Annotated in this window: 19 protein-coding genes; 8 read left to right on the forward strand and 11 right to left on the reverse strand. The window is 73.1% G+C overall.

All coding sequences use genetic code 11. The features are described 5' to 3' along the window. Positions 1 to 56: 56 nt before the first annotated feature. Together AB0K02_RS26840 and AB0K02_RS26845 are read right to left on the reverse strand one after the other, a co-directional pair. Complete coding sequence (locus AB0K02_RS26840; protein WP_365995092.1) at positions 57 to 593, reverse strand: hypothetical protein; 537 nt, start codon at positions 591 to 593, stop codon at positions 57 to 59. Then, entirely contained in the window at positions 590 to 817 is a 228-nt protein-coding gene (locus AB0K02_RS26845; protein ID WP_365995093.1) for a hypothetical protein, read from the reverse strand. Before AB0K02_RS26845 ends, AB0K02_RS26840 begins: the two co-directional genes overlap by 4 nt. 178 nt (positions 818 to 995) lie before the next feature. Here AB0K02_RS26845 and AB0K02_RS26850 point away from each other — a divergent pair, with 178 nt between their 5' ends. Both AB0K02_RS26850 and AB0K02_RS26855 read left to right on the forward strand, forming a co-directional pair. After that, on the forward strand, positions 996 to 1574 hold the full coding sequence (locus AB0K02_RS26850) for a TetR/AcrR family transcriptional regulator (protein ID WP_365995094.1): 579 nt from the start codon (positions 996 to 998) through the stop codon (positions 1572 to 1574). Positions 1575 to 1961: 387 nt separating this feature from the next. Then, positions 1962 to 3032, forward strand: coding sequence for a tetratricopeptide repeat protein (locus AB0K02_RS26855; protein WP_365995095.1), 1071 nt, complete (start codon positions 1962 to 1964; stop codon positions 3030 to 3032). A gap of 275 nt (positions 3033 to 3307) precedes the next feature. Here the strand turns inward: AB0K02_RS26855 and AB0K02_RS26860 are convergent, their stop codons facing one another. Then, positions 3308 to 4405 carry a S8 family peptidase gene (locus AB0K02_RS26860; protein WP_365995096.1) on the reverse strand — a complete coding sequence of 366 codons (1098 nt, stop codon included), beginning with the start codon at positions 4403 to 4405 and terminating at the stop codon, positions 3308 to 3310. Positions 4406 to 4443: 38 nt separating this feature from the next. Beyond that, entirely contained in the window at positions 4444 to 5133 is a 690-nt protein-coding gene (locus AB0K02_RS26865) for a hypothetical protein (protein ID WP_365995097.1), read from the reverse strand. 111 nt (positions 5134 to 5244) lie between these two features. Between AB0K02_RS26865 and AB0K02_RS26870 the strand changes: the two genes are divergently transcribed. Beyond that, positions 5245 to 6939: a LuxR C-terminal-related transcriptional regulator gene (locus AB0K02_RS26870; protein ID WP_365995098.1), complete on the forward strand. Its 1695-nt coding sequence runs from the start codon at positions 5245 to 5247 to the stop codon at positions 6937 to 6939. Between the two features lie 192 nt (positions 6940 to 7131). Here the strand turns inward: AB0K02_RS26870 and AB0K02_RS26875 are convergent, their stop codons facing one another. From AB0K02_RS26875 to AB0K02_RS26890, 4 genes are all read right to left on the reverse strand, one after another. Beyond that, positions 7132 to 8154 (reverse strand): LacI family DNA-binding transcriptional regulator, encoded by a 1023-nt coding sequence (locus AB0K02_RS26875; protein WP_365995099.1) that lies wholly within the window; start codon positions 8152 to 8154, stop codon positions 7132 to 7134. Positions 8155 to 8229: 75 nt separating this feature from the next. Then, a complete protein-coding gene (locus AB0K02_RS26880) occupies positions 8230 to 9057 on the reverse strand; it encodes an ATP-binding cassette domain-containing protein (RefSeq protein ID WP_365995100.1) in 828 nt (275 codons plus the stop codon). Beyond that, the gene (locus tag AB0K02_RS26885; RefSeq protein ID WP_365995101.1) at positions 9054 to 10076 is read right to left on the reverse strand and encodes an ABC transporter permease; all 1023 of its coding nucleotides are present in this window, start codon (positions 10074 to 10076) and stop codon (positions 9054 to 9056) included. Before AB0K02_RS26885 ends, AB0K02_RS26880 begins: the two co-directional genes overlap by 4 nt. A 457-nt stretch (positions 10077 to 10533) precedes the next feature. Beyond that, positions 10534 to 11550, reverse strand: coding sequence for a sugar ABC transporter substrate-binding protein (locus AB0K02_RS26890; RefSeq protein ID WP_365995102.1), 1017 nt, complete (start codon positions 11548 to 11550; stop codon positions 10534 to 10536). Positions 11551 to 11851: 301 nt separating this feature from the next. Between AB0K02_RS26890 and AB0K02_RS26895 the strand changes: the two genes are divergently transcribed. After that, positions 11852 to 12814 carry a carbohydrate kinase gene (locus tag AB0K02_RS26895; RefSeq protein ID WP_365995103.1) on the forward strand — a complete coding sequence of 321 codons (963 nt, stop codon included), beginning with the start codon at positions 11852 to 11854 and terminating at the stop codon, positions 12812 to 12814. Between the two features lie 280 nt (positions 12815 to 13094). After that, positions 13095 to 15674, forward strand: coding sequence for a GH32 C-terminal domain-containing protein (locus AB0K02_RS26900; protein WP_365995104.1), 2580 nt, complete (start codon positions 13095 to 13097; stop codon positions 15672 to 15674). Positions 15675 to 16136: 462 nt separating this feature from the next. Here AB0K02_RS26900 and AB0K02_RS26905 read toward each other — a convergent pair whose 3' ends face one another. Next, entirely contained in the window at positions 16137 to 17324 is a 1188-nt protein-coding gene (locus AB0K02_RS26905; protein ID WP_365995105.1) for an MFS transporter, read from the reverse strand. 73 nt (positions 17325 to 17397) lie between these two features. On the opposite strand from AB0K02_RS26905, the gene AB0K02_RS26910 reads away from it, so the two are divergent. The 3 genes from AB0K02_RS26910 to AB0K02_RS26920 all read left to right on the forward strand — a co-directional run bounded on the left by AB0K02_RS26910 (position 17398) and on the right by AB0K02_RS26920 (position 20878). Further along, positions 17398 to 18165 (forward strand): DeoR/GlpR family DNA-binding transcription regulator, encoded by a 768-nt coding sequence (locus AB0K02_RS26910; protein WP_365995106.1) that lies wholly within the window; start codon positions 17398 to 17400, stop codon positions 18163 to 18165. A 77-nt stretch (positions 18166 to 18242) separates the two neighbouring features. Further along, positions 18243 to 18983, forward strand: a complete 741-nt coding sequence (locus tag AB0K02_RS26915; protein ID WP_365995107.1) for a protein phosphatase 2C domain-containing protein — start codon at positions 18243 to 18245, stop codon at positions 18981 to 18983. Between the two features lie 632 nt (positions 18984 to 19615). Next, complete coding sequence (locus tag AB0K02_RS26920) at positions 19616 to 20878, forward strand: protein kinase (RefSeq protein WP_365995108.1); 1263 nt, start codon at positions 19616 to 19618, stop codon at positions 20876 to 20878. Positions 20879 to 20896: 18 nt separating this feature from the next. Here the strand turns inward: AB0K02_RS26920 and AB0K02_RS26925 are convergent, their stop codons facing one another. Next, complete coding sequence (locus AB0K02_RS26925) at positions 20897 to 22171, reverse strand: MFS transporter (RefSeq protein ID WP_365995109.1); 1275 nt, start codon at positions 22169 to 22171, stop codon at positions 20897 to 20899. A gap of 5 nt (positions 22172 to 22176) precedes the next feature. After that, a complete protein-coding gene (locus AB0K02_RS26930; protein ID WP_365995110.1) occupies positions 22177 to 23553 on the reverse strand; it encodes an NAD(P)-binding domain-containing protein in 1377 nt (458 codons plus the stop codon). Positions 23554 to 23722: the final 169 nt, after the last annotated feature.

Here is a 23722-nt window from a genome sequence, read left to right on the forward strand (position 1 = left end):
GACGGCGAGCCACGTCCCCGCCGCGAGCAGCCGCATCCGCCGACTGCGTCCTGTTTCTACTGCTCCGCGGAGACCGGACGTTGCGCGCGCTCGTCACGCCGCTGCTGCTCCTGCTTGCGCCACCCGTACCGGGTCAGGCCCCGCGGCTTGAACACCGAGAGGATCGTGATGACGACCAGGACGACCAGGCCGCCGACGGAATGGGGGAGTGTGCCCGGCAGGTCGCGCGGGTCGGCGCCGACGGCTGCGGCATCGGCCATGGAGCTGATGGTCCGCGTCTCCACCAGCAGGACGGCGGCGGCGAGAAGCGCGAGCAGGAACTTGACCACGACCCAGTAGTGCCGCAACAGCCCCCACGAGGTGCCCAGCGCGTTGATCAGCCCGATGAGGGCGGACGCGAGAGCCAGCGGGACGACGACGTACCAGGCGATCATCTCCATCGCCAGGTAGGCGCTCCGCACCGTCTGGACGTCCTGACCGGTCAGGGCCGCGACGTCCAGCGCCACGTAGGCGGCGACCGCGCCGAGCCATCCGAGCGAGGTCGTCACGTGCAGGGTGAGCACGACCTTGCGCAGGGGCGGCGACATGATCATCGAAGGCTCCACCGGGACGGACCGTGGCTGCCGGTGCCCTCCGTGGCCCGTGCGTGCTCGGTGGGCGGTGCGTACTCCTGCGTGACGCCACTGATCGAGGCGCCGCCGCCGGACATGTGTCGGCCAGGGCGGTGCTCGCCACCATGGCCGGTCAACTTCAGGACGAGGAACAGCAGGACCACGGCGGCGATGACGATCGCGGGCCACTTGACCCAGCGCGGCATGCCAGGGGGCACACCGCGGTCAGGCCCTGCCCCGGGGTCGGGGTGGCGAGGTGACTCGACCATGGGAGTCCTCCGGCGGGCGTGGTCAGCGATGCCTTTCGGACAGCATCAGTTTACGAGACACTGTGTCTACCACACGTCAAAACGTCACCTCAGCGTCACCCCGTACAATGGCGTGGTGCCGAAGCTGTGGAACGAGACGATCGAGACGCACCGCAACGCCGTCCGGGAGGCGATCCTGGAGAACACCTGGGCGCTGGTGACGGAGCACGGACTGATGTCGGTGACCATGACGCAGATCGCCGAGAAGACCGGCATCGGACGGGCGACGCTGTACAAGTACTTCCCCGACGTCGCAGCGATCCTGGCCGCTCACCACGAGCGCCACGTCGCCGGCCACCTCGCACACCTCGCCGAACTCCGGAACCGGCCCGGCGGCCCAGCCGAGAGGCTCGAAGCGGTGCTGGAGCAGTACGCGTTCATCTGCCACCACCGCCGCCGCCACGGCACCGAGGAACTGGCGGCGCTCCTGCACCGAGGCGAGCACGCCGACCACGCCCAGCAGCTGCTCCTCGACCTCTTCCGGGAGCTCCTGCACGACGTGGCAGCGACCGGTGCCCTCCGGGACGACGTCGCCCCCGCCGAACTCGCGCGCTACTGCCTCCACGCCCTCGCCGCAGCCGGCGACCTGCCGTCCGAAGAAGCCGTCCGGCGGCTGGTCACCGTGACCCTGGCGGGGCTGCGTCCTCCCGGCTGACCTCACCACCGCACCGGTATGGACCGCGCCGGCATCCGCACCGCCACCGCGTCGGCGCTCTCCCGCCACAGCGGGCTACGCCGCCGGCATCACCCGCGCGACGGGGTGGCACATGTACGAGCCGTGATCGCCCTCGCCCGTCGGCGCGTCAACGCCGCTACTCCGTGACCTTATGCATCACCACGGTGCAGCGGCCGTTTCGCTTACGCCGGACAGGCGAATATGCCATCCGGCTGGGGGTGGTCGACACCGGACCGGTTGCAGCGCTCAAGGCCGGACTGATCACTGAGAGTGTCAGCATGAACGGGTTGCCCGTCCTGTCACGCCGTTGCTCGACGTGAGCCACAGGCTGTGGGGGCGGGAGCGCGCGACACTCCTGGAGAGAACATGCAGGACCTTACGATCTGCCGTGAGCTCGGCGAACGCCACGGCGAGGGCCGGGTGCTGAACAGTCTCGGCACCGCTCTGCAGCAGGTGCAGCGGTTCGACGGTGCGATAGCGGCCCACCAGCAGGACCTCGCCATCTGCCGTGAGCTCGGCGAACGCCACGGCGAAGGTCAGGCGCTGAACAACCTCGGTGCCGCTCTGCAGCAGGTGGGGCGGTTCGACGAAGCCATCGACGCCCACCAGCAGGCCGTCGACCGTTTCACCGAGCTCGGTGACCTCCATGGCGAGGGCCGGGCGCTGAACAACCTCGGCGCCGCTCTGCAGCAGATGCGGCGGTTCGACGAAGCCATCGACGCCCACCAGCAGGCCGCCGATCGTTTCACCGAACTCGGTGACCTCCACCGCGAAGGCCAGGCACTGAACAACCTGGGCGCCGCTCTCCAGCAGGTGAGGCGGTTCGACGGGGCGATTTCTGCCCACCAGCAGGCCGCGAGTCTTTTCACCAAACTCGGTGATCGCGACGGAGAAGGACAGGCGCTGAACAACTTGGGGGCCGCTCTGCAGCAGGTCCGGCGGTTCGACGAAGCCATCGAAGCTCACCAGTACGCCGCCGACCGCTTCAGCGAACTCGGCGACCGCCACCGCGAAGGTCAGGCACTGAACAACCTCGGTGCCGCCCTGCAACAGGTACGGCGGTTCGACGAAGCCATCGACGCCCACCAGGACGCCGCCGACCGCTTCAGCGAACTCGGCGACCACAACGGCGAGGGTCAGGCACTGAACAACCTGGGCGCCGCCCTGCAACAGGTACGGCGGTTCGACGAGGCCCTCAGTGCGCACCAGCAGGCCGCCACCCGCTTCAGTGAACTCGGCGGCGGGGGCCGCGTCCTCAAAGGTCGGGAGTCTCGCGGGGTGTGGCGCGTGTTCAGGGGCAAGCGTCGTGGGGACCGGGCACGGCAGCCCGTTGCGGGAGCCGCCCCACAGCCCGCGGAAATCGCTCCGGCACCGTACGTTCCGGCGCTCCCACCCGCTGCCAAGGTGCCGTCAGCGGTCGGGGACATCGCCGACTGAACCAGCTGCGGTACATCCCGGAAGACCACAGCGAGGACCCCGACGTGAACCGTGCGCCTCGCATGCTCCATCGATCAGGAAGCCACACGAACAACAGTCGCTCGCAGGGAAGAGAGAGACGAGAGCCCCCAACCATCCGTTCTGGTCAGGGGCTTTCTCGCTGGGCCGGTGGGTGTGGGATGCGCACCCGACCGGACTCGGCAGACGCCGTTGAGGTCCCACCACTCGCCGTCGGTCCGCACACCGCTCGACACGGCATGCACAGGCGGGTCGGTTCAGTGCTTCTTGCGGCTGTTGCCCGTGGTCGCGCCGGCCGACTTCACCGCGGCCGCGGCGTCCACGACGCCCCAGCCGTAGGCCGGTGAGTAGACACCCGTCAGGCCGGTGCCCGGCTGGCGGGCCGTGTCGAGGAGCGCGTCCTCGACGTTCGACAGGGTCCGGCCCTGGGCGAAGAGCAGGGCGGCGACACCCGCCACGTGCGGTGTGGCCATGGACGTGCCGGCGTAGTAGTCGTAGTCCTTCTGGCCGCAGGCAGCGGATCCGGTGCCGACCGGCACGGTGGACACGATGTCGTCCTCGCAGGAGAGGAGTCCCGCGCCGCCGGGAGCTGCGACGGCCTTGAGGTCGGGCTTGTTCGGGAGTTCGGAGAACCAGCTCTTCAGCTCGTTGCGGTCGGTCGAGGCGACGCAGATCGCCCCGGGCTCCCACGCCGGGGTGTTGCAGGCCGGGGTGGCGGAGTTGCCGGCGGCCACGATGACCGACGTGCCCTGCGCGTTGGCGTACGCGATCGCTTCGGTCACCGACGACTCCAGGCCGGTGATGGTGAGGACCTGCGTTCCCGCCAGCCCGCCGAGGCTCATGTTGATCACGTCGGCGCCGTGGTCCACCGCCCACCGTATGCCGGCGGCTATGTCCTCGAAGGTGCCGCTGCCCTCCTCCAGCACCTTCACCGGCATGATCCCGGCGTTCGGCGCGACACCGGCGACGCCGGTGCCGTTGCCCGCGACGGCGGCCACGATGCCCGCGACGTGGGTGCCGTGCTCGTCGCCGTTGTTCTGCCCGTCGGGGCCGCGGAAGTCGCCGTTCCCGCACGGCCCGCCCGCCTTGCCGCAGTCGGTGAACGTGGCGCCGGGCACCAGGTTGGCCTTCAGGTCGGGGTGGGTCAGGTCCACCCCGGTGTCGACGACGGCGACAACGGCACCCGTGCCGGTGCTGGTGGGCCACGCCTGTTCGGCGCGGACCTGGTCCAGGCCCCACTGGTCGCCTCTCAGCGGGTCGCCGGCGCCGGCATGCGCGAGGCCGGCCGACGTGCTCAACAGGGTGGCGGCGCCGAGAAGCGACGCGGCCAGAGTGAATCTGCGGTTGCGGGACATGTGTTCCTCTCCTGGGTGACGGACGGGAGCACCGATGGTCAGCCGGCCTGCCGCGCGGTGAGGGTGAACTGGCGGTGGGCGCCGTGCAGGTGGAGCAGGGTCCGGCCTGTCGGCAGCAGCAGAGAGCCGGACGGCGGGGAAAGCGACGTGTCGAACCCGGCGAGCGGGCCGCCGATGAGCACCCGGTCACCGGCAGAGGGCAGCCCCCGGCCGTCCTCGGCCACGGCCACCGTCGTCACACCGCCGCGCACGGCCTCGACGCCGGCGGCGGTCTGCGGGCAACTCACCGCCCGTGCGCCGCACGGGAGTTCATGGTCAGGCCGCACAGCGAGCGCCTCGACGTCCGCGGCCGACAGGCCGGACGCCGCGCGGTGCGCCTGCAGCCGGTCCCCCGCGACGGCGGTCGCTTCGCCGGCCTGAGGACCGGTCAGGTGTCCAGCGGGCGCCCGCACGGTCCGAGGCGTCCCGGAGCTGGTGTCCCAGGTAGCTCTCCGCGATATGCGGGCCGGGGCGGACTTCGGCAGCGCCGGCCCGGGCGCGGACTGTTCATCGATGGGCGGCAGGGCCGGCAGGCCACGCCGTACGTCCGTGGACTCCTGCGGGACGTCACCGGCGACGGCCGGCACCGGACCGGCCGGCGGGTCCTCGGTCGCGGAGGCGGCGGGCTTCGGTGTCGCCACCAGCGCAGCGGTGAGCGCGGACACGACCGACGTGCGGGATGCGTTCATGGGCAGTCCTCGGCTGGAAGCGATGCGACGGCCGCGGTCCGTCGACGCAAATGAAAGCCTCGGTTCCGGCCCCTGGACAATCCAAGAACTGCACCTATTCTTGCTTCAACCATGAGCGACAATGCGTCCGCGGCGCGCCCGCTCCCTCCGGGCCCGTCCCATGCGTCCTTCGCCGAGAACGTATCGACGACCGTTCAGGAACACGTCCGCAAGGCCGAGTTGGCCGCGCTCCGCGGCCGGGCCGACCTCGGTCTCGAAACACTGCGGGGCGCCCTCGCGCAGGCGCCGCGGCTCGCCGACGACGACCGGGTCGCTCTCGCCGAGATGGCTTCCATGCTCACCCGGTGGGGAGCGCCCGGCCCCGCCCCCTGGGCGCTGCTCGACGAGTTGGCCGCCGCGTGCCACACCCCCCGCGCACGCGGTGCGGTGTTTCTCGCACAGGCACGGGCCGCGCGGGGCAAGGCGATGGCCGAGTACGGCACCCGGGCCCTCTTCGAGTTCACCGCGGCAGGAGACATAGGGGGACAGGCGCTCGCCCTGAGCCGCATGTCCTTCCCCGCCGACGCCGGCCTGAGCCCCTCCTACCGGCGTGAACTCGCCCGCCGTGCGCTGACCCTGGCCCGGCAGTCCGGCGAGCCGTGGATCATCGCCCTCGTCGCCGGCATGCTGGCCGCAGGCGAGACCTACCGGGGACGCAGGCGCGCACCCCACCGCTGGCGTCAGGCCGCCTCGCTGCTGCCGGCCGACCTCGACGCGGTCACCGGCGAGATCGCCTCGCTCAACTACCTGAACTGGGCGCTGACCTGCGCCTACGTCGGGGACTACCCGACCGCCCTGGAGGCCGTCGGCCGCGGCCGGGTGGTGGGCCGAGGGCCCTGGGTGAACAAGTTCGCGGCGGTCGAGGCGCTCGTGCGCCACCGTACGGGACACCTCGACATCGCCAGCGAGCAGGCCACGGTCGCGATGGCGGGCGCCGCACCGGGCGTCCGCGAACTCGGCAGCGCTGTCGCCGCCGCGGTCACGTTCGAGACGGCCCGCCGCCTCCCGCACGACGACCTCGAGGCGGTCGTCGAGGTGGCGTACGCGACCTCGCCCCCGTGCGGCGCGAGTGCGGCGGCGACCCTCGCGTACGTACGCCATGCGCGCCGCGAGCCGCGTCCGGCGCGCGGGCTGCCGAAGATCCTGCGGAGGGCGCGGGAGTCGGAGCACCACTTCGGCTGGGAGGACGCCCTGCTCGCCCTGACCGAGATCGCACCCGACGCGGCGCGGGAGGAGGCCGCCGCCATGTCAGGGTTCTGGGCGCCCTATCCGCGCGCCGCCGCGATGCGTTCTCTCGTCGAGGGACACCTCGCGGGCAGGCGCGGCTGGGCCTCGCTGATCGCGGGCGCCGACGCCCTCGCCGAGATGGGCGAGCCCATCACCGCCGGCCGCGCCTACCACGCCGCCGCCCGGGTCGCCCCCTCCGCGCCTGAACTGGCCCGCGCACGCGACCGGGCCGCCGAGCTCCTGGCCTCGGCGGGAGCCGACAGATCGCTGGCCGCGCTCGCCCGCGACCGGGCCCTGCACCGGGGGCTGCTCCACGTCCCGGAGAACCAGCGCCACCAGGTGAACGCCGGGCTCACTCCGCGCGAGCGCGAGGTCGCGGTGCTCGCGGCCCAGGGCTTCACCGCGGTGGAGATCGCCGACCGGCTGGGCATCTCGGTCGGCACCACGCGCAACTACGTGATGAACGTCCGCCGGAAGTTCGGCTCGGTGCCCAAGAGACGCCTGGCGCTGGTGCTCGGCATGGTCGCGGAGCCTGACTGAACCCGGCCGGGCGCGCGGCGTCTCGATCCGCGCCCGGGAGGGCCGGGCTCGCGGTGTCTCGATCCGCGCCCCGGGAGGGCCGGGCGCGCGGCGTCTCGATCCGCGCCCGGGAGGGCCGGGCTCGCGGTGTCTCGATCCGCGCCCGGGAGGGCCGGGCGCGTCGCACGACTGACGGCCCGAGGCCACGGCGTCTCAGTCGCCTCGCACCGGCAGTTCGCCCGAGCCCCGCGGGACCAGACGGGTCGGGATCGTGACCGTACGGGCGCGGGTGCGGTCGCCGTCCAGGCGGGACAGCGCCGTCGTGGCCGCCGCCGTGCCCAGGGCCGACGGGTTCTGAGCCACCACCGTCAGGGCCGGTTCCAGCACCTCCGCGAGCGGCAGGTCGTCGAAGGTGACCAGGGCGACGTCCCTGCGGCCGGTGCGGGCGAGTTCCGCCACGACGCCGAGCGCCACGATGTTGTTCCCGGCGAACAGCGCGGTGGGAGGTTCCGGCAGGGACAGCAGGCGCGTGGTGACCGCGGCCGCCGCGCTCTGGTCGTGGGCGCCGGTCACCAGCGCGCGGTCGTAGGCGATGCCCACGTCCTCCAGGGCGGCGCGGTAGCCGGCGAGGCGCTCGCGGCGCGTGTACAGCCTCGTGGGCAGGTCACCGACGAAGCCGATGCGCCGGTGGCCGCGCTCGACGAGGTGCGCGACGCCTTCCTGGGCGCCGGACCGGTTCGAGCTGACGACGCAGTCGGCGGACATCCCCACGCCCGGGCGGTCCAGGAAGACCACCGGCAGGCCGGCCGCGCGCTGGGCCTTGAGGTAGGTGTGGTCGGCGCCGAACGCCGGCACGACCATCAGCACGCTGACGCGCCGCGCGAGGAACGTCTGGATCAGGGTCCGTTCGCGCTCCGGGTCGTCGGCGGACGAACCCATCAGGAGCGTCAGCCCCCTGTCCCGCACCGTGTCCTCGATCCCGCCCGCGACCGTGCCGAAGAACGGGTTGCCGAGGTCGGGGACGATCAGGCCGATGGTGGTGTCGGGGCCGCCGACGCGGATGTTGCGGGCCATCAGGTTGGGCTGGAAGCCGAGCTTCGCCACGGCGGCGAGCACCCGCTCCCTGGTCTGCGGTGAGCTCGGCCCGTCCTCGTTGAGCACCCGTGAGACCGTTTTGGCGCTGACGCCCACCTCGCGGGCCACATCGGCGAGGGTCGGGCGTCGTGTCGCGGCCATGTGTCACCGTTCCTGTGTGTGCGGCCCGGTGGTCCCGGCCATGAGCCGGCCGGGACCCGCCGGAGGGATGCTGTGTCAGTGGGCGGAGACTCCGGCCGCTTTTGCGGCGTCCGTGTCCGCCACGACAGTACCGCCGCCCTCGCGCACACTCAGTGCGCCCGTCATGATGGCCACGACCTCGGCCATCGAGTAGTCGGACGGCTTGATGAGCGCCTCGCGCCGGCCGAGCCGGTGGACGTGGATACGGTCGGCGATCTCGAAGACGTGCGGCATGTTGTGGCTGATCAGGACCACGGGCATGCCCTTGTCGCGGACCCGGCGGATCAGGTCGAGGACCTGGCCGGACTCCTTGACGCCCAGCGCGGCCGTCGGCTCGTCCATCACGACGACGCTCTTGGCCCAGGCCACGGACCGCGCGACCGCCACGGCCTGGCGCTGGCCGCCGGAGAGGGTCTCCACCGGCTGGGTCAGGGACCGCAGACCGATCTTGAGGTCGGCCATGTGGGCCGCGGCCTCCTGCCGCATCCGCTTCTTGTCGAGCATGCGCAGCACGCTGCCGAGGAAGCCGGCCCGGCGCAGCTCGCGTCCGAGGAACATGTTGGAGGCGATGTCCATCGACGCGGCGACGGCGAGGTCCTGGTAGACGGTCTCGATGCCGTGCTGCCGGGCGCTTTGCGGGCCGGTGAACCGGATGGGCTCGCCGTTCAGCCGTATCTCCCCCTCGTCCGGGACGAGGGCGCCGGTGAGTGCCTTGATCAGGCTCGTCTTGCCGGCGCCGTTGTCGCCGATGACGGCGAGGACCTCGCCGGGCAGCAGGTCGAAGTCGGCGCCGTCGATGGCGGTGACATGGCCGTACCGCTTGACCAGGCCGCGGGCCTGGAGCACGGGGGTGGTCGTGTTCATCGGGCCTTCTTCCGGGAGATCTGGTCGACGGTCACGGCCAGGATCACCAGCGCCCCGGTGATCAGGGTCTGGTAGATCGAGGCGACGCCCATCAGCTGGAGGCCGTTGCGGAAGACGCCGACGATGAGGACGCCGATGAAGGTGCCGAGGACGGCGCCGCGTCCGCCGAAGAGGCTGGTGCCGCCCAGTACGACGGCGGTGATGCTGTCCAGGTTGTCGGTCTGACCGGCCTGCGGGTCGCCGACGCCGGTGCGGGAGATCAGCAGCAGGGCGGCGATCCCGTAGACGAGTCCGGCCAGGGTGTAGATGCCGATGGTCAGCCGGGAGGTGCGGATGCCGTTGAGGCGGGCGGCTTCGGGGCTGTTGCCGAGCGCGTACACGTGGCGGCCCCAGGACGTGCTGCTCAGCGCGTAGGCGAAGAGCAGGAACAGGGCGATGGTCACCAGCGAGCCGTACGTGATGTCGGTGTTGCCCAGCGGGAACGTCTCGCCGAGTGCGGTGAGCGGGGCGGGCAGGTTGGTGACCGTCTGCTCGGCCGAGTAGATGTGGGTCAGGGCGAACGCCACGTTCAGCATGCCGAGCGTGACGATGAACGGCGGCAGCGGGATCAGCTGCACCAGCAGGCCGTTGACGAGGCCGAAGCCTCCGCAGACGACCAGACCGAGGGCGATGGCGGCGAGGGGGGACAGGGAGCCCTCCGCCGCCATCTTGGCGATGACGATGCTGCCGAACGCCATCACGGCACCGCACGAGAGGTCGATCCCGGCCGTCAGGATGATCAGCGTCTGGCCGATGGCGAGCGTGCCCACGACCATGACCTGCTGAACGATCAGGGAGAAGTTCCCGCCGGTCAGGAACTGCTCGGTGGAGAGGGAGAAGAAGAGGCAGGCCAGCACGAGTGCCGCGAGCGGCCCGGCGGTGGGCGCCGTGAGCACCCTGCGGACCGTGGTCGGCCCCTTGAGCTGGGCGTAGGGGGTCGGTGTGGGTGTGGGCGGGGTGGCGGTGGACGTGGCAGTCATCGTGATCCTTGCCAGTGGGTGGGTACGGGGGCGGATCGGTCGGGAGTGCGCCGGGGGCGGGGGCGCCAGGTTCGGGCCAGGGCGGGTCCGGGGCCCGGTCGGGCCGGGCCGCGGCTGGCTCGGGGCCGGGTTCGGGCCGGGCCAGGGCGGGTCCGGGCGGGGCCGGGGCTCGCTCGGTGCCGGCGTCCGGGCTCGTCCCGGCGGGGCGGCCTCACTCGGCGTGCGCCCCGCCGGGGGCGGTGGTCGGCCGGATCCGTGCGGTCCCGCCGCCTGGGGCTGCCGGCCGGCGGTCCTCGCCCGGGCCGACCGGGCCAGGCGGGGCCGGGGCCGGGCGGGCTCGGGGCCGGGCCCGACGGCTCCGGGCCGGTCCGGGCGGGCCCGGCCCCGCGGTCCCTTGGTCCGCGAGCCCGGGGGTCAGGCCGGCTCCGCGTCACCGGACCGACGGCGGTGCCGGGCGTCAGCCCCAGCAGTTCTCCAGGCCGAACGCCGTGTCCTTCGCGTCGACTCCCGTCTGCGGCTTGTCCGTCACGAGCGTGACGCCGGTGTCCGTGTAACCGGACGCCTTCTTCCCGTTCTTGGCGAAGTCGGCCACGGCCTGGACGCCCTGGGCCGCCATCTTCAGCGGGTACTGCTGCGACGTCGCCGCGATCTTCCCCTCCTTGACCGCCCGCGTGCCCGTGCAGCCGCCGTCGACCGAGAGGACCAGCACCTTCTTCTCCAGCCCCTTGGCCTTGAGCGCCGTGTACGCGCCGAGCGCCGCCGGCTCGTTGATGGTGTAGACGACGTTCACGTCGGGCGCCTTCTGCAGGCAGTTCTCCATGGCCGTCTGGCCCTTGGCCTGGTCGCCGCCGGTGTCCTGGGCGCACACGACGGCCGGGTCGCCCTCGGCGATGCCGAAGCCCTTGAGGAAGCCGTTGTGGCGCTGGACGCCCACGGCCACGCCGGGCGCCAGGTCCAGCATCGCGATCTTCGCCGGCTTGCCGGCCATGGCCGCCTTGGCGTACGCGCCGATCAGCTCGCCGGCCTTGAGGTTGTCGGTGGCGAAGAGGGCGTCCGTGGCGTCCTGCGGCTCGGTCGGGCTGTCCAGCGCGATCACGAGGATGCCCTTGGCGCGCGCCTTCTCCAGCGCGGGGACGATCGCCTTGGAGTCGTTCGGCGTGATGAGGATGCCCTTCACGCCGGAGGCCACCATGTTCTCCACGGCGGTGACCTGGCCCGCGTTGTCCCCGTCGAACTTTCCGGCCGCACTGACCAGTTCGACGCCGCTCTTCTTGGCCGCCTGCTCGGCGCCCTCCTTCATCTTCACGAAGAACGGGTTGGTGTCCGTCTTGGTGATCAGGCCGACCTTCACCTGACCGCCGCCTCCGCCCTGGGCGCCGGAACCGGAGCCGCAGGCCGTCAGGGACAGGGCCGCGACGGCGGCGCAGGCGGTCACTCGGGCGAGACCGGGAACGGTGCGAGTGCTGCGGGACATGGGACGACTCCCTGCGGGTTCGGGCGAGCGCCGGAGGCCTGGTGACGAGGGCGCGGCGAGCTGCGGTGCTGCGGAGCCCGGAGGCTCCGGAGAGGAGGACGAACGCGGTTGCTCCGCCGTGTCATCGCTGACTTATGTCATCGTTGACACCGCTTGTCGAGGATGATGGACTCCGCTTCCCGGCAACGTCAATGCCTTGGGACCGTCACAAATCGGCAACGTACGCAGCGGTGCGAACCCCCGCCCGCCCGAGCGGCACGACCCGTCCCCGCATTCCAGGCCCCCGAAGAGAGAAGCAGCCATGCGCCCGCAGCAGGTCACCGTCCTGGGTGAATGCGTCGCCGACGCCTTCACCTCGCCCCCGCCCGCCCCGGCCGAACTCTCCCTGCGGGTCCTGCCGGGCGGCGGCCCCGCGAACACGGCCGTCGCCCTCGCCCGCCTCGGCACGCCGGCGCGCTTCCTCACACGGCTCTCCCAGGACGTCTTCGGCCGCCTCTTCCGTGCCCATCTGGAGGCGTCCGGCGTCGACCTGTCCGGCGCGGTCCGGGCCGCCGAGCCCAGCACCCTGGCAGTCGCCGAACTGGACGACCAGGGCCAGGCCGCGTACTCCTTCCACGCCGAGGGCACCGCCGACTGGCAGTGGACACGCGCCGAACTGGCGGCGGCCGGCCCGGACGACTCCGCCTGCCTGCACTCCGGCTCCCTGGCGCTGGTGCGGGATCCGGGCGCGCCCGCGGTCGAGGAGTTCCTGGCCCGGGCCGCCACGACGGCGACCGTCTCCCTGGACCCCAACGTACGACCGCTGCTGGTCCGTCCGGACGTCTACCGGCAGCGGCTGCCCCGCTGGTGCGCGGCCGCCGACATCCTCCGGCTCAGCGAGGAGGACCTGGAGCTGCTGCTGCCGGGCACTGCTCCCGACCGCGCCTGCGACACCTGGCACGCGGCCGGCGTACGGCTGGTCGTCCTGACCCGGGGCGCCCGGGGCGCCCTGGCCTCGCTGGACGGGAAGCGGGTCGAGGTGCCGGCGCCGGCCGCGCGGGTCGTCGACACCGTGGGCGCGGGCGACTCGTTCACGGCGGGCTTCCTCCACCACCTCGGCTCCCGCGGGCTGCTCGGCGGACGGCTCGACGGCCTGCGCGTCGACGACGTCGCGGACGCGTGCGCCTTCGCCGTCCGCGTCGCCGCCCTGACCTGCGCCGTCGCGGGCCCCAACCCCCCGTGGGGGCACCAGCTGACGCCGGTCGACGCCGTCGCATCCGAGTGAACGCGTATACGTTCGCGGCCGGTTCACCCGGCCGGTTCCCGCGTGTTCCCGCCGGAGCAATTCCGTCCGGACCGTTGACTCATCTGTGACGGCGTGCACATCATCTGGCCAGCTGATGTCAACGCTGACACATGTCAGCGATGACACCCGGTTGCCGGACCGTTGCCATCCCGGTCCGGCACCGGGATCCCCGACTCGGCGGGCCTTCCCCGCACCGCGGCGCACCCCCCTCGCCTCGCGGCGCTCCGTGCTCCGGACGGTCCGCACCACAGGAGACGCCATGAGCTCTGGACGTGTTGTCCGGCGTACCCCCGTGCGGCTGCTCGCCGCCGTGGCCACCGTTTGTGCCCTCACCTCGACGGCCGTCGCGCCGCATTCCTTCGCCGCCGACCGCCCGCCGTTCACCGAGCCCCACCGGCCCCAGTTCCACTTCAGCCCGGCGAAGAACTGGATGAACGACCCCAACGGGCTGGTCTACTTCAAGGGCGAGTACCACCTCTTCTACCAGTACAACCCGAGCGGCAACACCTGGGGCAACATGTCCTGGGGCCACGCCGTCAGCAAGGACCTGGTGCACTGGGAGGAGCTTCCGCTCGCCATCCCGCACGACGACGAGGAGATGGTCTTCTCCGGCAGCGCCGTCGTCGACCGGGACAACACCTCGGGCTTCGGCACCCGGGAGAACCCCGCCATGGTCGCCGTGTACACCAGCGCCTACAAGGACGGCGGCAAGCAGGCCCAGTCACTCGCGTACAGCACCGACCGCGGCCGCACCTGGACGAAGTACGCGGGCAACCCGGTGCTCGACATCGGGTCGAAGGAGTTCCGCGACCCGAAGGTCCAGTGGCACGCTCCGACCAGGAGCTGGCTGATGACCGTGTCGCTGTCCACCGAGCACAAGGTGCGGTTCTACTCCTCCAAGGACCTCAAGCACTGGACGCACCTCAGCGACTTCGGCCCGCAGGGCGCGGTGGGCGGCGTGTGGGAGTGTCCGGACCTGTTCCCGCTGCCCGTCGACGGCGACCGCGACCGGGTCAAGTGGGTCCTCGTCGTCAACATCAACCCCGGTGGCATCGCCGGAGGTTCGGCCGCCCAGTACTTCGTGGGCGACTTCGACGGCAAGCGGTTCGTCCCCGACGACGACGGCTCCTACACACCGCCGGCCGGCCTCGTGATGCAGGACTTCGAGGGATCCGACTACGACTCCGCGGACGGCAGATGGGAGACGACCGGCACGGCGTTCGGTGACGGGCCCGAGAAGCTGCCGCAGGACGCGCCGCCGGGCGTCACGGGAGTCGAGGGCACGGGCTACGCCGACAGCTTCCACGGCGACGACGCCGCCACCGGCACGCTCACGTCCCCGGCGTTCACCGTGACCAGCCCGTACGTCAACTTCAAGGTGGGCGGCGGACGTCATCCGCACGACCCGGACGCCGTCCTGACCGACAGCCCGCTCCCGCCTCCCGCCGGCACCGTCCTCGCCGACTTCGAGGGCGACGGATACGGGGACTGGACCGCGACCGGCGAGGCGTTCGGCGACGGCCCGGCCGCCGGCACGCTGCCCGGCCAGCACCCGGTCTCCGGTCATCTCGGCAGCGGGCTGGTGAACACGTTCCTCCGCGGCGACTCGACCACCGGCACGCTCACCTCCCCCGAATTCACCATCGACAAGGGATACGTCAACTTCCTGATCGGCGGCGGCCGGCACCCCTCCTCCACCGACGCACCGACCGCGGTGCGCCTGATCGTCGACGGCGAGATCGTGCGCAGTGCGACCGGAAAGGACTCCGAGGCGCTCGACTGGGCGTCGTGGGACGTGCGGGAGCTGGCCGGCCGGACGGCGCGTATCGAGATCGTGGACAACAACACCGGCGGCTGGGGTCACATCAACGTCGACCACGTCATGCTGTCCGACACCCCCGCCCGGCCCCGCTCGACCGAGACCTCCGTCAATCTGCTCGTGGACGGGAAGGTCGTGCAGAGCGTCACCGGCTCGGACAGCGGCGCGCTGGACTGGGCGTCGTTCGACCTGCGGGCCCATGCGGGCAAGCAGGCGCGGATCCAGCTCGTCGACATGAACACCGGGGGGTGGGGTCACATCATCGCCGACCGGTTCGTCGCCGCCGACGAGCCCGCGGTGTCCTCGGTGCGGCGCGCGCAGTGGGTCGACCACGGCAAGGACTACTACGCGGCCGTGTCGTGGGAGGACGCGCCGGACGGCAGGCGCCACATGATCGGCTGGATGAACAACTGGCAGTACGGCAACCACATCCCCACCTCGCCGTGGCGCAGTGCGCAGAGCATCCCCCGCGAGATGGCGCTGCGCACGGTCGACGGCCGCATCCGGCTGACCCAGCAGCCGGTGCGGACGGTCGCCTCGCTGCGCGAAGGGCCCGTGGTGAGCGCGGCGGACGTGGACGTCACCGACGGCTCGGCGCCGCTGGCCGGCGGGCGCGCCGACGGAAAGGCGCTGGACATCGACGCCACGTTCTCCCTGCGGGACGCCGAACGGTTCGGCCTCAAGGTCCGCACCGGCCCCGGCGGCCAGGAGACCGTCATCGGCTACGACGCCGGGACGCAGGAGCTGTACGTCGACCGCACGCGGTCCGGCACGGTCGACTTCAGCAGCGACTTCCCCGGAGTGCAGCGCGCCCCGCTGAAGGCCAGGGACGGGAAGGTCAGGCTGCGCATCCTTCTCGACTGGTCCTCGGTGGAGGTGTTCGGCGGCCGGGGCGAGGCGGTCGTCACGGACCAGATCTTCCCGGACGAGGCCGGAGACGGTGTGGAACTCTTCGCGGAGGGCGGCTCGGCGAGGCTGGACACGGTGACGGTGCACCACCTGGGGTCGTACCGGAGGTGATCGGGGTCGGCGCGCCGCGCGGTACCGCCCGCGGCGCGCCGTCCGGGGGGCGCGGTCCGGCTCGGCGGTGGGCGGTTCGGCCGCCGGACCTCAGGCACGCGGTGCCCTGCCGGCTCGGCGGGTGACTGCGTCCGCCGTGCCCGCCGGGCGGTGGTCGCCCCTCCCGGGCAGGCGCGTCCGGCTCGGCGGTGATCCGGGTCGGCGCGCCGTCCGGGGGCACGTCCGGCTCGGCGGTAGGCGGTTCGGCCGCCGGACCTCAGGCAGGCCGTGCCCGGTCGGGCGGTGCCGCCCGGCTCATGGCGACGGGCGGGTGCGACCGCGGGCAGCTGGCCGGACGCCACGCTCGCGGTCCGGCGCTCCGGCCCGCCGTGCCCCGGGCCCGGCGCGTGGGCGCGGGCGATGACGTTCCGGGGCGGTTGGGTGCCGGTGACGGCCACCCGCTCTCGCTGCGGCGACCCGTCCTCACACCCTCTCGGTCTGCGGTTCGGCGGCTGGAGCGGGGCTCTGGGTGCGCAGCACGCCGGCCGTGCAGGCGGCCACGACGCAGAAGGCGACGGGCAGGAAGAAGGTGAGATTGAGCGGGACGAGGTGGGTGAGCGGTCCGATCACGGCGGGTCCGGCGAGCATGCCGAGGTAGCCGAGGCCGGCGACGCGCGAGACGTTGGCGCCCGCGGCGTTCGGGTCGGCATGGCCCGCGGCGCTGAACAGCTGGGGGATGCACCCGGACAGACCGGCCCCGAACACGGCCCAGCCGGCGAGGGCGAGCGGCACCCAAGGGGACAGCGCCGCGGTGGTGAGACCCAGCGCGGCCACGGCGGCACCGTGGCGGAGGACGGCCACCGGGCCGACCCGGGCGGCCACCCGGTCGGCCAGCAGCCGGCCGGCGGTCATGGCGGTGGAGAAGGCGCCGTAGGCGAGGGCCGCGGTGGCGTCCGGCGCGTCGAGGACGTCCCGGAGGTGCAGCACGCTCCAGTCGTTGGCCACGCCTTCACAGAGCATCAGCATCAGTGCGAGAGCGGCGAGGAACCAGATGCGCCGGGGAGTCCGGCGCCGGGACGGCGCACCGGCCGCCGGCTCCTCCGCGTCGGCGCGTTCGGGCCGCAGCAGTGCGCCGGCGGCGGCCGCGGCCGCGACGAGCCCGAGGACCGCCGCCGCGCCGAGGGTCACGGCGGGGCTCCAGCCCCAGCTCAGCGTGCGGGCGCCGATCAGCGCGGCCAGAACGCCGCCGATGGAGAAGGTGGCGTGGAAGGCCGACATGACGGGCCGTCCGTAGCCCCGTTCGACCTGGACGGCGTGGGCGTTCATGCTCACGTCGAGGCATCCGTTGCCGAACCCGAGCAGCAGCAGCGCCCCGCCGAGCGTCCAGGCGTTCGTGGCGAGGCCGGGCAGGACCACGGCCGCGCTGCACAGCGCCGCCCCGAGCGGGACCACCGTACGGGCGCCGGCCCGGTCGGTGAGCGGGCCGGCGGCCTGCATCCCCGCGAACGCCCCCAGTCCCAGCATCAGGAGGAGCCAGCCGAGCACGGCGTGGCTGATGCCCGCCCGGTGCTCGACGGCCGGGATGTGCACCACCCACATGCCCAGCAGGAAGCCGTTCAGGGCGAAGTACCCGAAGGTCGCCGCACGGCCCTTCCGCAGTGATGTCTCCATGGCTGCGAACATATCGAACACCTATGGTGTTCGTAAACTTGCCTTTCGCTCATCATTGGTGTTGCATCGGGGCGTGGCGAGTACACCGAACAGTGACCGGCTCCGTCAGATCACCGAGGCCGTGCGCGAGGCCGGCCGTATCGGCGTCGCGGAGCTGGCAGGCCTGACCGGCACGTCGGAGATGACGATCCGACGCGACCTGGAGCTGCTGGCCGCGCAGGGAGTCCTGGAGCGCTACCGAGGCGGCGCGCGCAGCCTTCTGCTGCGCGGCGAGGAGCCTCCGTTCGCGCTGCGGGCACAGGACGGACTCGACACCAAACGGCGCATCGCCGCCGAGGTCGCCGGACTGATCGCCGACGGCGAGTCCGTCGTCCTCGACAGCGGCACCACCTGCCTGGAGGTGGCGCGCGCCCTCGAGCACCGCCGGCTGACCGTGATGCCCCTGTCCCTGCACGCGGTGAACGCCCTGACCGGTGCCCCGCGGCTGACCCTCCTCGTCCCCGGCGGCCGCCCACGGCCCGGCGAGCTCGCGCTGACCGGGCCCCTGACCCTGGCGTCGCTGTCCGCGCTGCGCTTCGACACGGCGGTCGTCGGCTGCTGCGGACTGAACGCGGAGAACGGCCTGACCGCGTACGACCTGGACGACGCGGCCGTCAAGCGCACCGCGATCGCGTCGGCCCGCCGGGTGATCGCCGTGGCGGACGCCGCCAAGCTCTCCCGTACGGCCCTCGCCTTCGTCGCGCCCGCGTCCGCGCTGCACGCCGTCGTCACCGACGAGGCCGCCCCGCGGGAGGAGACCGACGCGCTGAGCGCGGTGGGCGCGACGGTGCGCACGGTCTGACCGGCCCGGTCCCGCGCCCTGCGGCGTGACAATGGAGTGAGGGACACGCCTTCCGTGACGAGGAGGCCGGAGCCGACATGCCCTACACCGCCGTGACCGCCCTGAGCCATGCGGGACTGATCCGCGACCACAACGAGGACAGCCTGGTCGTCGGCCCGTGGACGCTGTGCGGGACGGTCACCGAGAATCCGCAGACCCTGCTGTTCCCCCTCGGCAGGCCACTCGTCGTCGCGGTCGCCGACGGACTCGGCGGACAGCCGGGCGGCGAGGTGGCCAGCGCGCTGGTCGTCCGCCGCCTCGCCTCGCTCGGCCCCTCCCTGGACGACGAGGAGGCCGTCCGTGATGCCGTGGAGCTGTGCAACCACGAGGTGTTCTCGGCCGCCGACTCCGAGCCGGAGCTCTTCACCATGGGGACCACCGTCGCCGGCGCCGTGCTGCTGGCCGAGTCACTGCTGACGTTCAACGTCGGCGACAGCAAGGTGTACGACGCGACGGGCGACGGGCTGCGCCAGGTGAGCGTGGACGACAGCCCGCCCCCGCCGCCGGGCCGGCGCACCACGTCGGTGGTGACCCAGACGCTCGGCGGCACACCCGCGTTCCGCGCCGTCACGCCCCACGTCGCGGCCTCCGCGCTGGCCGGCGGGGACCGCTACCTGGTCTGCAGCGACGGGCTGACCGACCCGGTGCCGGACGAGACGATCGGCGACCTGCTGCGGGTGCACGACGACGGCCGGGCCGCCTTCGAACTCTGGAAGGCGGCCATCGAGGCCGGCGGTCCCGACAACATCACGCTCGCGCTCGTACGCGTCAGCGCGTGAGACGGCCGGCCGAGGTGTGCCTCGGACGCATCCGGGCGCGGCGTTGCCGCGGCGACTGTCCACGCCTGACAAGAGGGACAAGCGGAAACCCGTTGTCTGCCACCGCCGTCCGGGAGAATGCCGGCCCGTTCACGACGCATCCGTGTGATGGGAGCGGTGCGCCACACCACACACGTGGAACTTCAGCGGGCGTTGCGCAGAGGACGTGGACAACCGGGCGGTCATGGCGCCGGGTTGACGGCCCTCGACCGGCCCTCCGTTCCGCTGCCCGGAGCCCGGCGGCCCTCGCCCCGCACCCGTCGCCCAGGCCTCCGCAGGCCGGTGTGAACCGGCCCGTCGTGGCCGCCGGTTCGACGCGGCCGCACGGGAATCGCCTGCCGTGGCGGGGTGTTGGCCTCAGGGCCGTGGAAGCGCGGACGCCCGGAGCGTTGCGCCCATGGCAATGCGCCTGGGCACCCGCCGCGTCCGGGGCACCCGTCACGGCTGGCTAGGCTTACGGTGCCCCGACTCCTTCACCGATTCTCCTTGCGGAGGCCGAGGGCGGCTCGCGACAGGTCCGGAGTGAGGTTTTGGTGCAGCAGGTGCTGGTGGCTGATCGATACCGGTTGGATGCCCGCATTGGGCAGGGCGGCATGGGGGAGGTCTGGCGGGGCACCGACGAGGTGCTCGGCCGGCCCGTGGCCGTCAAGCTGCTCCTCGGGGAGCAGGCCGATGCCCGGGCGGCCGCCCGGTTCCGCATGGAGGCGCAGACCGCGGCGCGCCTCAACCACCCCGGTGTCGTCTCGGTGTTCGACTTCGGGACGTGGGACGGCCGCTTCTACCTGGTGATGGAGCTGGTCGAGGGCCGGAGCCTGGCCGAGGAACTGACCGACGGCGGGCCGCTGACGCCGGAGCGGGTCGCTGCCGTCGCGGCCCAGGCCGCGGCAGGGCTCGCGTCCGCCCACCGGCAGGGCATCGTCCACCGGGACATCAAGCCGGGCAACCTGCTCTCCGACGCCGAGGGCGTCGTTAAGATCGGCGACTTCGGCATCGCCCGTTTCGTCGACGACCCGTCGGCCGCGCTGACCACCGCGGGCCAGATCGTCGGTACGAGCCTGTACCTCGCCCCGGAACGCGCCCTCGGCCGTACCGCGGAGCCCGCGTCGGACGTGTACTCCCTCGGCTGCGTGCTGTACCAACTGCTCACGGGGCGGCCTCCGTTCAAGGCCGACACCGCCACCGCGACGCTCTACCTGCACATCGACGCGGCGCCCCTGCCGCCGCTGGAGCTCGGCATCGGGCTGTCGCCCGCGTTCCAGAACTACCTGCTGGTCATGCTGGCGAAGCAGCCGCAGGACCGGCCGACCGCGGACGAGGTCGCCGCATGGTTCGCCTCCGGCGCCTGGCAGGGGCGCTCCGAGCCCATGCCCACGCCGCAGCCCGTGCAGGCACGGCCCGTCCCGCCGCAATCCGTCCCGCCGCATCCCGCCCGGCACGCCGCCGCCCCACGTCCGGTCGGCTCACAACCGGGCCCCGCCACCACGTACATGCTGCCCGGAACCGCCCCCGCGTCCGGCACACGCCCCGCTCTGCGGGCGCTCGCCCGGCGTCGCCCGAGGGTGACCGCGGTGGTGGCAGGAGCCCTTGCCTTCGCCACCGCGCTGCTGATCGGGATGGCGGTGTTCGCGCCCGAGGAGAGCCCGGCGGACACACCGGTGACGGGCGAGCCGGGTCCCGCGGTCACCGAGTCCCTCACCGGCGGCGCGGACGGCGCCCCCGCCGAGAGCCCCCAGAGCCCCGTCGTGGAGAGCCCCTCCGCCGAACAGCCCAAGGAACCGGAGGGCGCCGGCGACGACGGGAAGCAGTCCGGCGAGAAGGGCGAGCAGGACGGCGGGAAGCACGACAAGGACGACTGACGCGCCCTCGGCGGAGGCCTACGAGGCCTCCGCCGCTGCCCGTCGGCGGAGGGCCGTCCGCGGTGGCGAGCCCCGCGTCGCGGTCCCGAGCGCCAGGCACGCGCCGAGCGCCGACACCCCCGCGAGGACCGCGAACAGCCCCGCGTGGCCGCCGAACGCACCCGCCAGCGCGGCGCCCGCGAAGGGCGCCGACGCTCCGGCGAGGGTGACCGGGACGGCGAGCAGCGCCGACCGGTGGGCGTAACGGGTCGCACCCCAGCGGTCGGTGACCGCGGTCGCCTGGAGCAGGGTCAGATTGCCGCGGACCGCGCCCGCCGCGACGGCGATGGTCACGAGCAGCGGATACGGCCCGGGAACCACCGCGAGCGCCGCGGTCGTGGCACCGCCCGCCGCGATGAAGGCGGCCGTACGGGCGCGGACGCCGGTGCGTCGCGCGACGGCCCCGTACAGCGTGCGGCCGAGCGTCTGCCCCGCGCCGCCGAGGCCGAGGGCCCAGGCGGCGGCCGTGGTGGAGACGCCCCGTTCGGTGAGGAGCGGGACGAGGGCGACGACCACGCAGTGCATCGCGAACCCGGACAGAGTGAAGGCGGCCGCCAGCAGCAGGAAGGGGCGGCTCCTCGTCACGGCGCCCGGAGCGGGGTCCGGTGCGTCGCACGCGGGCCGGACCGCCTGCTGAGGGGCGGGCGGCCAGGGACCCCGCAGCGCGAGGGCATGGGCGGGGACGGTGACGACGGCCAGGACTCCGGCGAGTACGGCGTAGGTGGCGCGCCAGGAGAGGTGCTCGGCGAGTACGGCGGTCAGGGGGGCGAAGACCGTGGAGGCGAGGCCGCCCGCGATCGTGACGGTCGTCAGGGCCCGGACGCGCTCCGCGCCCCACCAGCGTGTGAGCGCGGCGAAGGCGGGCTGGTAGAAGGTGGCGGCCATCGCCACGCCGACCAGCAGCCAGCCCGCCGTGAACACGGCGAGGCCGGGGGCGCGGGCGACCACGAGCAGACCCGCGACCGCCAGGACGGAGCCGCCGGTCATCACCGCGCGGGGGCCGCGGGCGTCGAGGACGCGGCCGATGGGCACGCCGGCGACGGCCGACACGAGCAGGGCGGCGGAGAAGGCCGCCGTGGTGGCGGCCGGCGACCAGCCGGTGTCGGCGGTGACGGCGGAGTTGAGGACGGGGAAGGCGTAGTAGAGGACGCCCCACCCGGTGATCTGGGTGGCGCAGAGGGCCGGGAGGGCGGCGCGTGGCCTCGTCCGGTCCCCCGTCCCGGTCGAGGCCGCGCGCGGCCGGATCCGGCTCACGGCGGTCAGCAGCCGCCGGAGGTGCCGGCGTCCGCGCCCGGCGCACCGATCCGGAGCGTTGCCCCGGCCCCGCAGCAGCCGCCGGCGGCCCCGGCTTCCGCGACTGCCTCGGGCTCGTCGAACAGGCCCGCGCCGCCGCACACACCGGTCTCCGGGAGGGTCAGTTCGACGCGCTCGGCCGCGGCCGTGTCCCCGGCGAGGGCGGCGGCGATCGAGCGGGTCTGCTCGTACCCGGTCATCGCCAGGAAGGTCGGGGCGCGGCCGTAGGACTTCATGCCGACCAGGTAGACGTCCTGCTCGGGGTGGGAGAGCTCGCCCGCCCCGTGGGGGTAGACGGTGCCGCAGGAGTGGACGTTGGGGTCGATCAGCGGTGCCAGTGCGGCAGGGGCCTGCAGGCGCTCGTCGAGGCCGAGGCGGAGCTCGGCGAGGAAGGAGAGGTCGGGGCGGAAGCCCGTGAGGACCACGACTTCGTCGACGGGCTCGGTGCGGCGGCCGTCGTCGGAGACCAGGACGAGGCGCCCGTCGTCCTCCCGCTCGACGGCGGCGGTGCGGAAGCCGGTGAGGGCGGATGCGTACCCGCCGTCGACCGCCGCCTTGGCGGCCAGGCCCAGCGCGCCGCGGGCGGGGAGCTGGTCGGCCTCGCCGCCGCCGAAGGTGGACCCGCCGATGCCCCGGCGCAGCACCCACAGCGCGTGCGTGCCCGACTCCTCCTTCGCCAGGTCGGCGAGGGTGGCCAGCGCGGTGAACGCGGAGGCCCCGGAGCCGACGACGGCCGTGCGCCGGCCCGCGTAACGGGGGCGGACGCCCGGGTCCTTGAGGTCGGGGACGCGGTAGGAGATCCGGTCGGCTGCCGTCCTTTCGCCGAGCGCGGGCAGGCCGTCGCCGCCGAGGGGACCGGGGGTGGTCCAGGTGCCGGAGGCGTCGACGACGGCCCGGACGGTGATCCGCTCCTCGGTGCCGGCGGCGGTGACGAGGTGCACGGTGAAGGGCTGTTCCCCGCGACCGGAGTCGACGACGCGGTCACGGCCGGCGCGGGCCACACCGGTGACGGTCGTGCCGTACCGGACCCTGTCGCCGAGGACGTCGGCGAGCGGCTGGAGGTACCGCTCGGCCCAGTCGCCGCCGCTCGGGTACGCGGCGTCGTCGGGCCTGACCCAGCCGGTGGGGGCCAGGAGCTTCTCGGCGGCCGGGTCGATGACCTCGGCCCACGGGGAGAACAGCCGTACGTGCGCCCACTCGCGCACCGCGGTACCCGCGACCGGGCCCGCCTCCAGCACCAGCGGTTCGATTCCCCGCTCGATCAGATGGGCCGCGGCGGCGAGGCCGACGGGGCCGGCTCCGACGACGGCGACGGGCAGGTCGGTGGTGGCGGGCGCGTTCATCGGTCCACTCCTCGGTGTTTCGATGTTTGTCGATGTATTGCGCTGCAAGCGTCCCACCTGTATCGACGAGTGTCAACATAGACATTCATCAAATTCATGCCGTGAGCCGGACCCGACCCGAGCGCCTCGCGCGACCAGTTAGTAATGGGAACCATTTTCAAGTAAGCTC

This window comes from Streptomyces sp. NPDC049597 (assembly GCF_040675505.1).
In the GTDB taxonomy this organism is placed as follows: domain Bacteria; phylum Actinomycetota; class Actinomycetes; order Streptomycetales; family Streptomycetaceae; genus Streptomyces.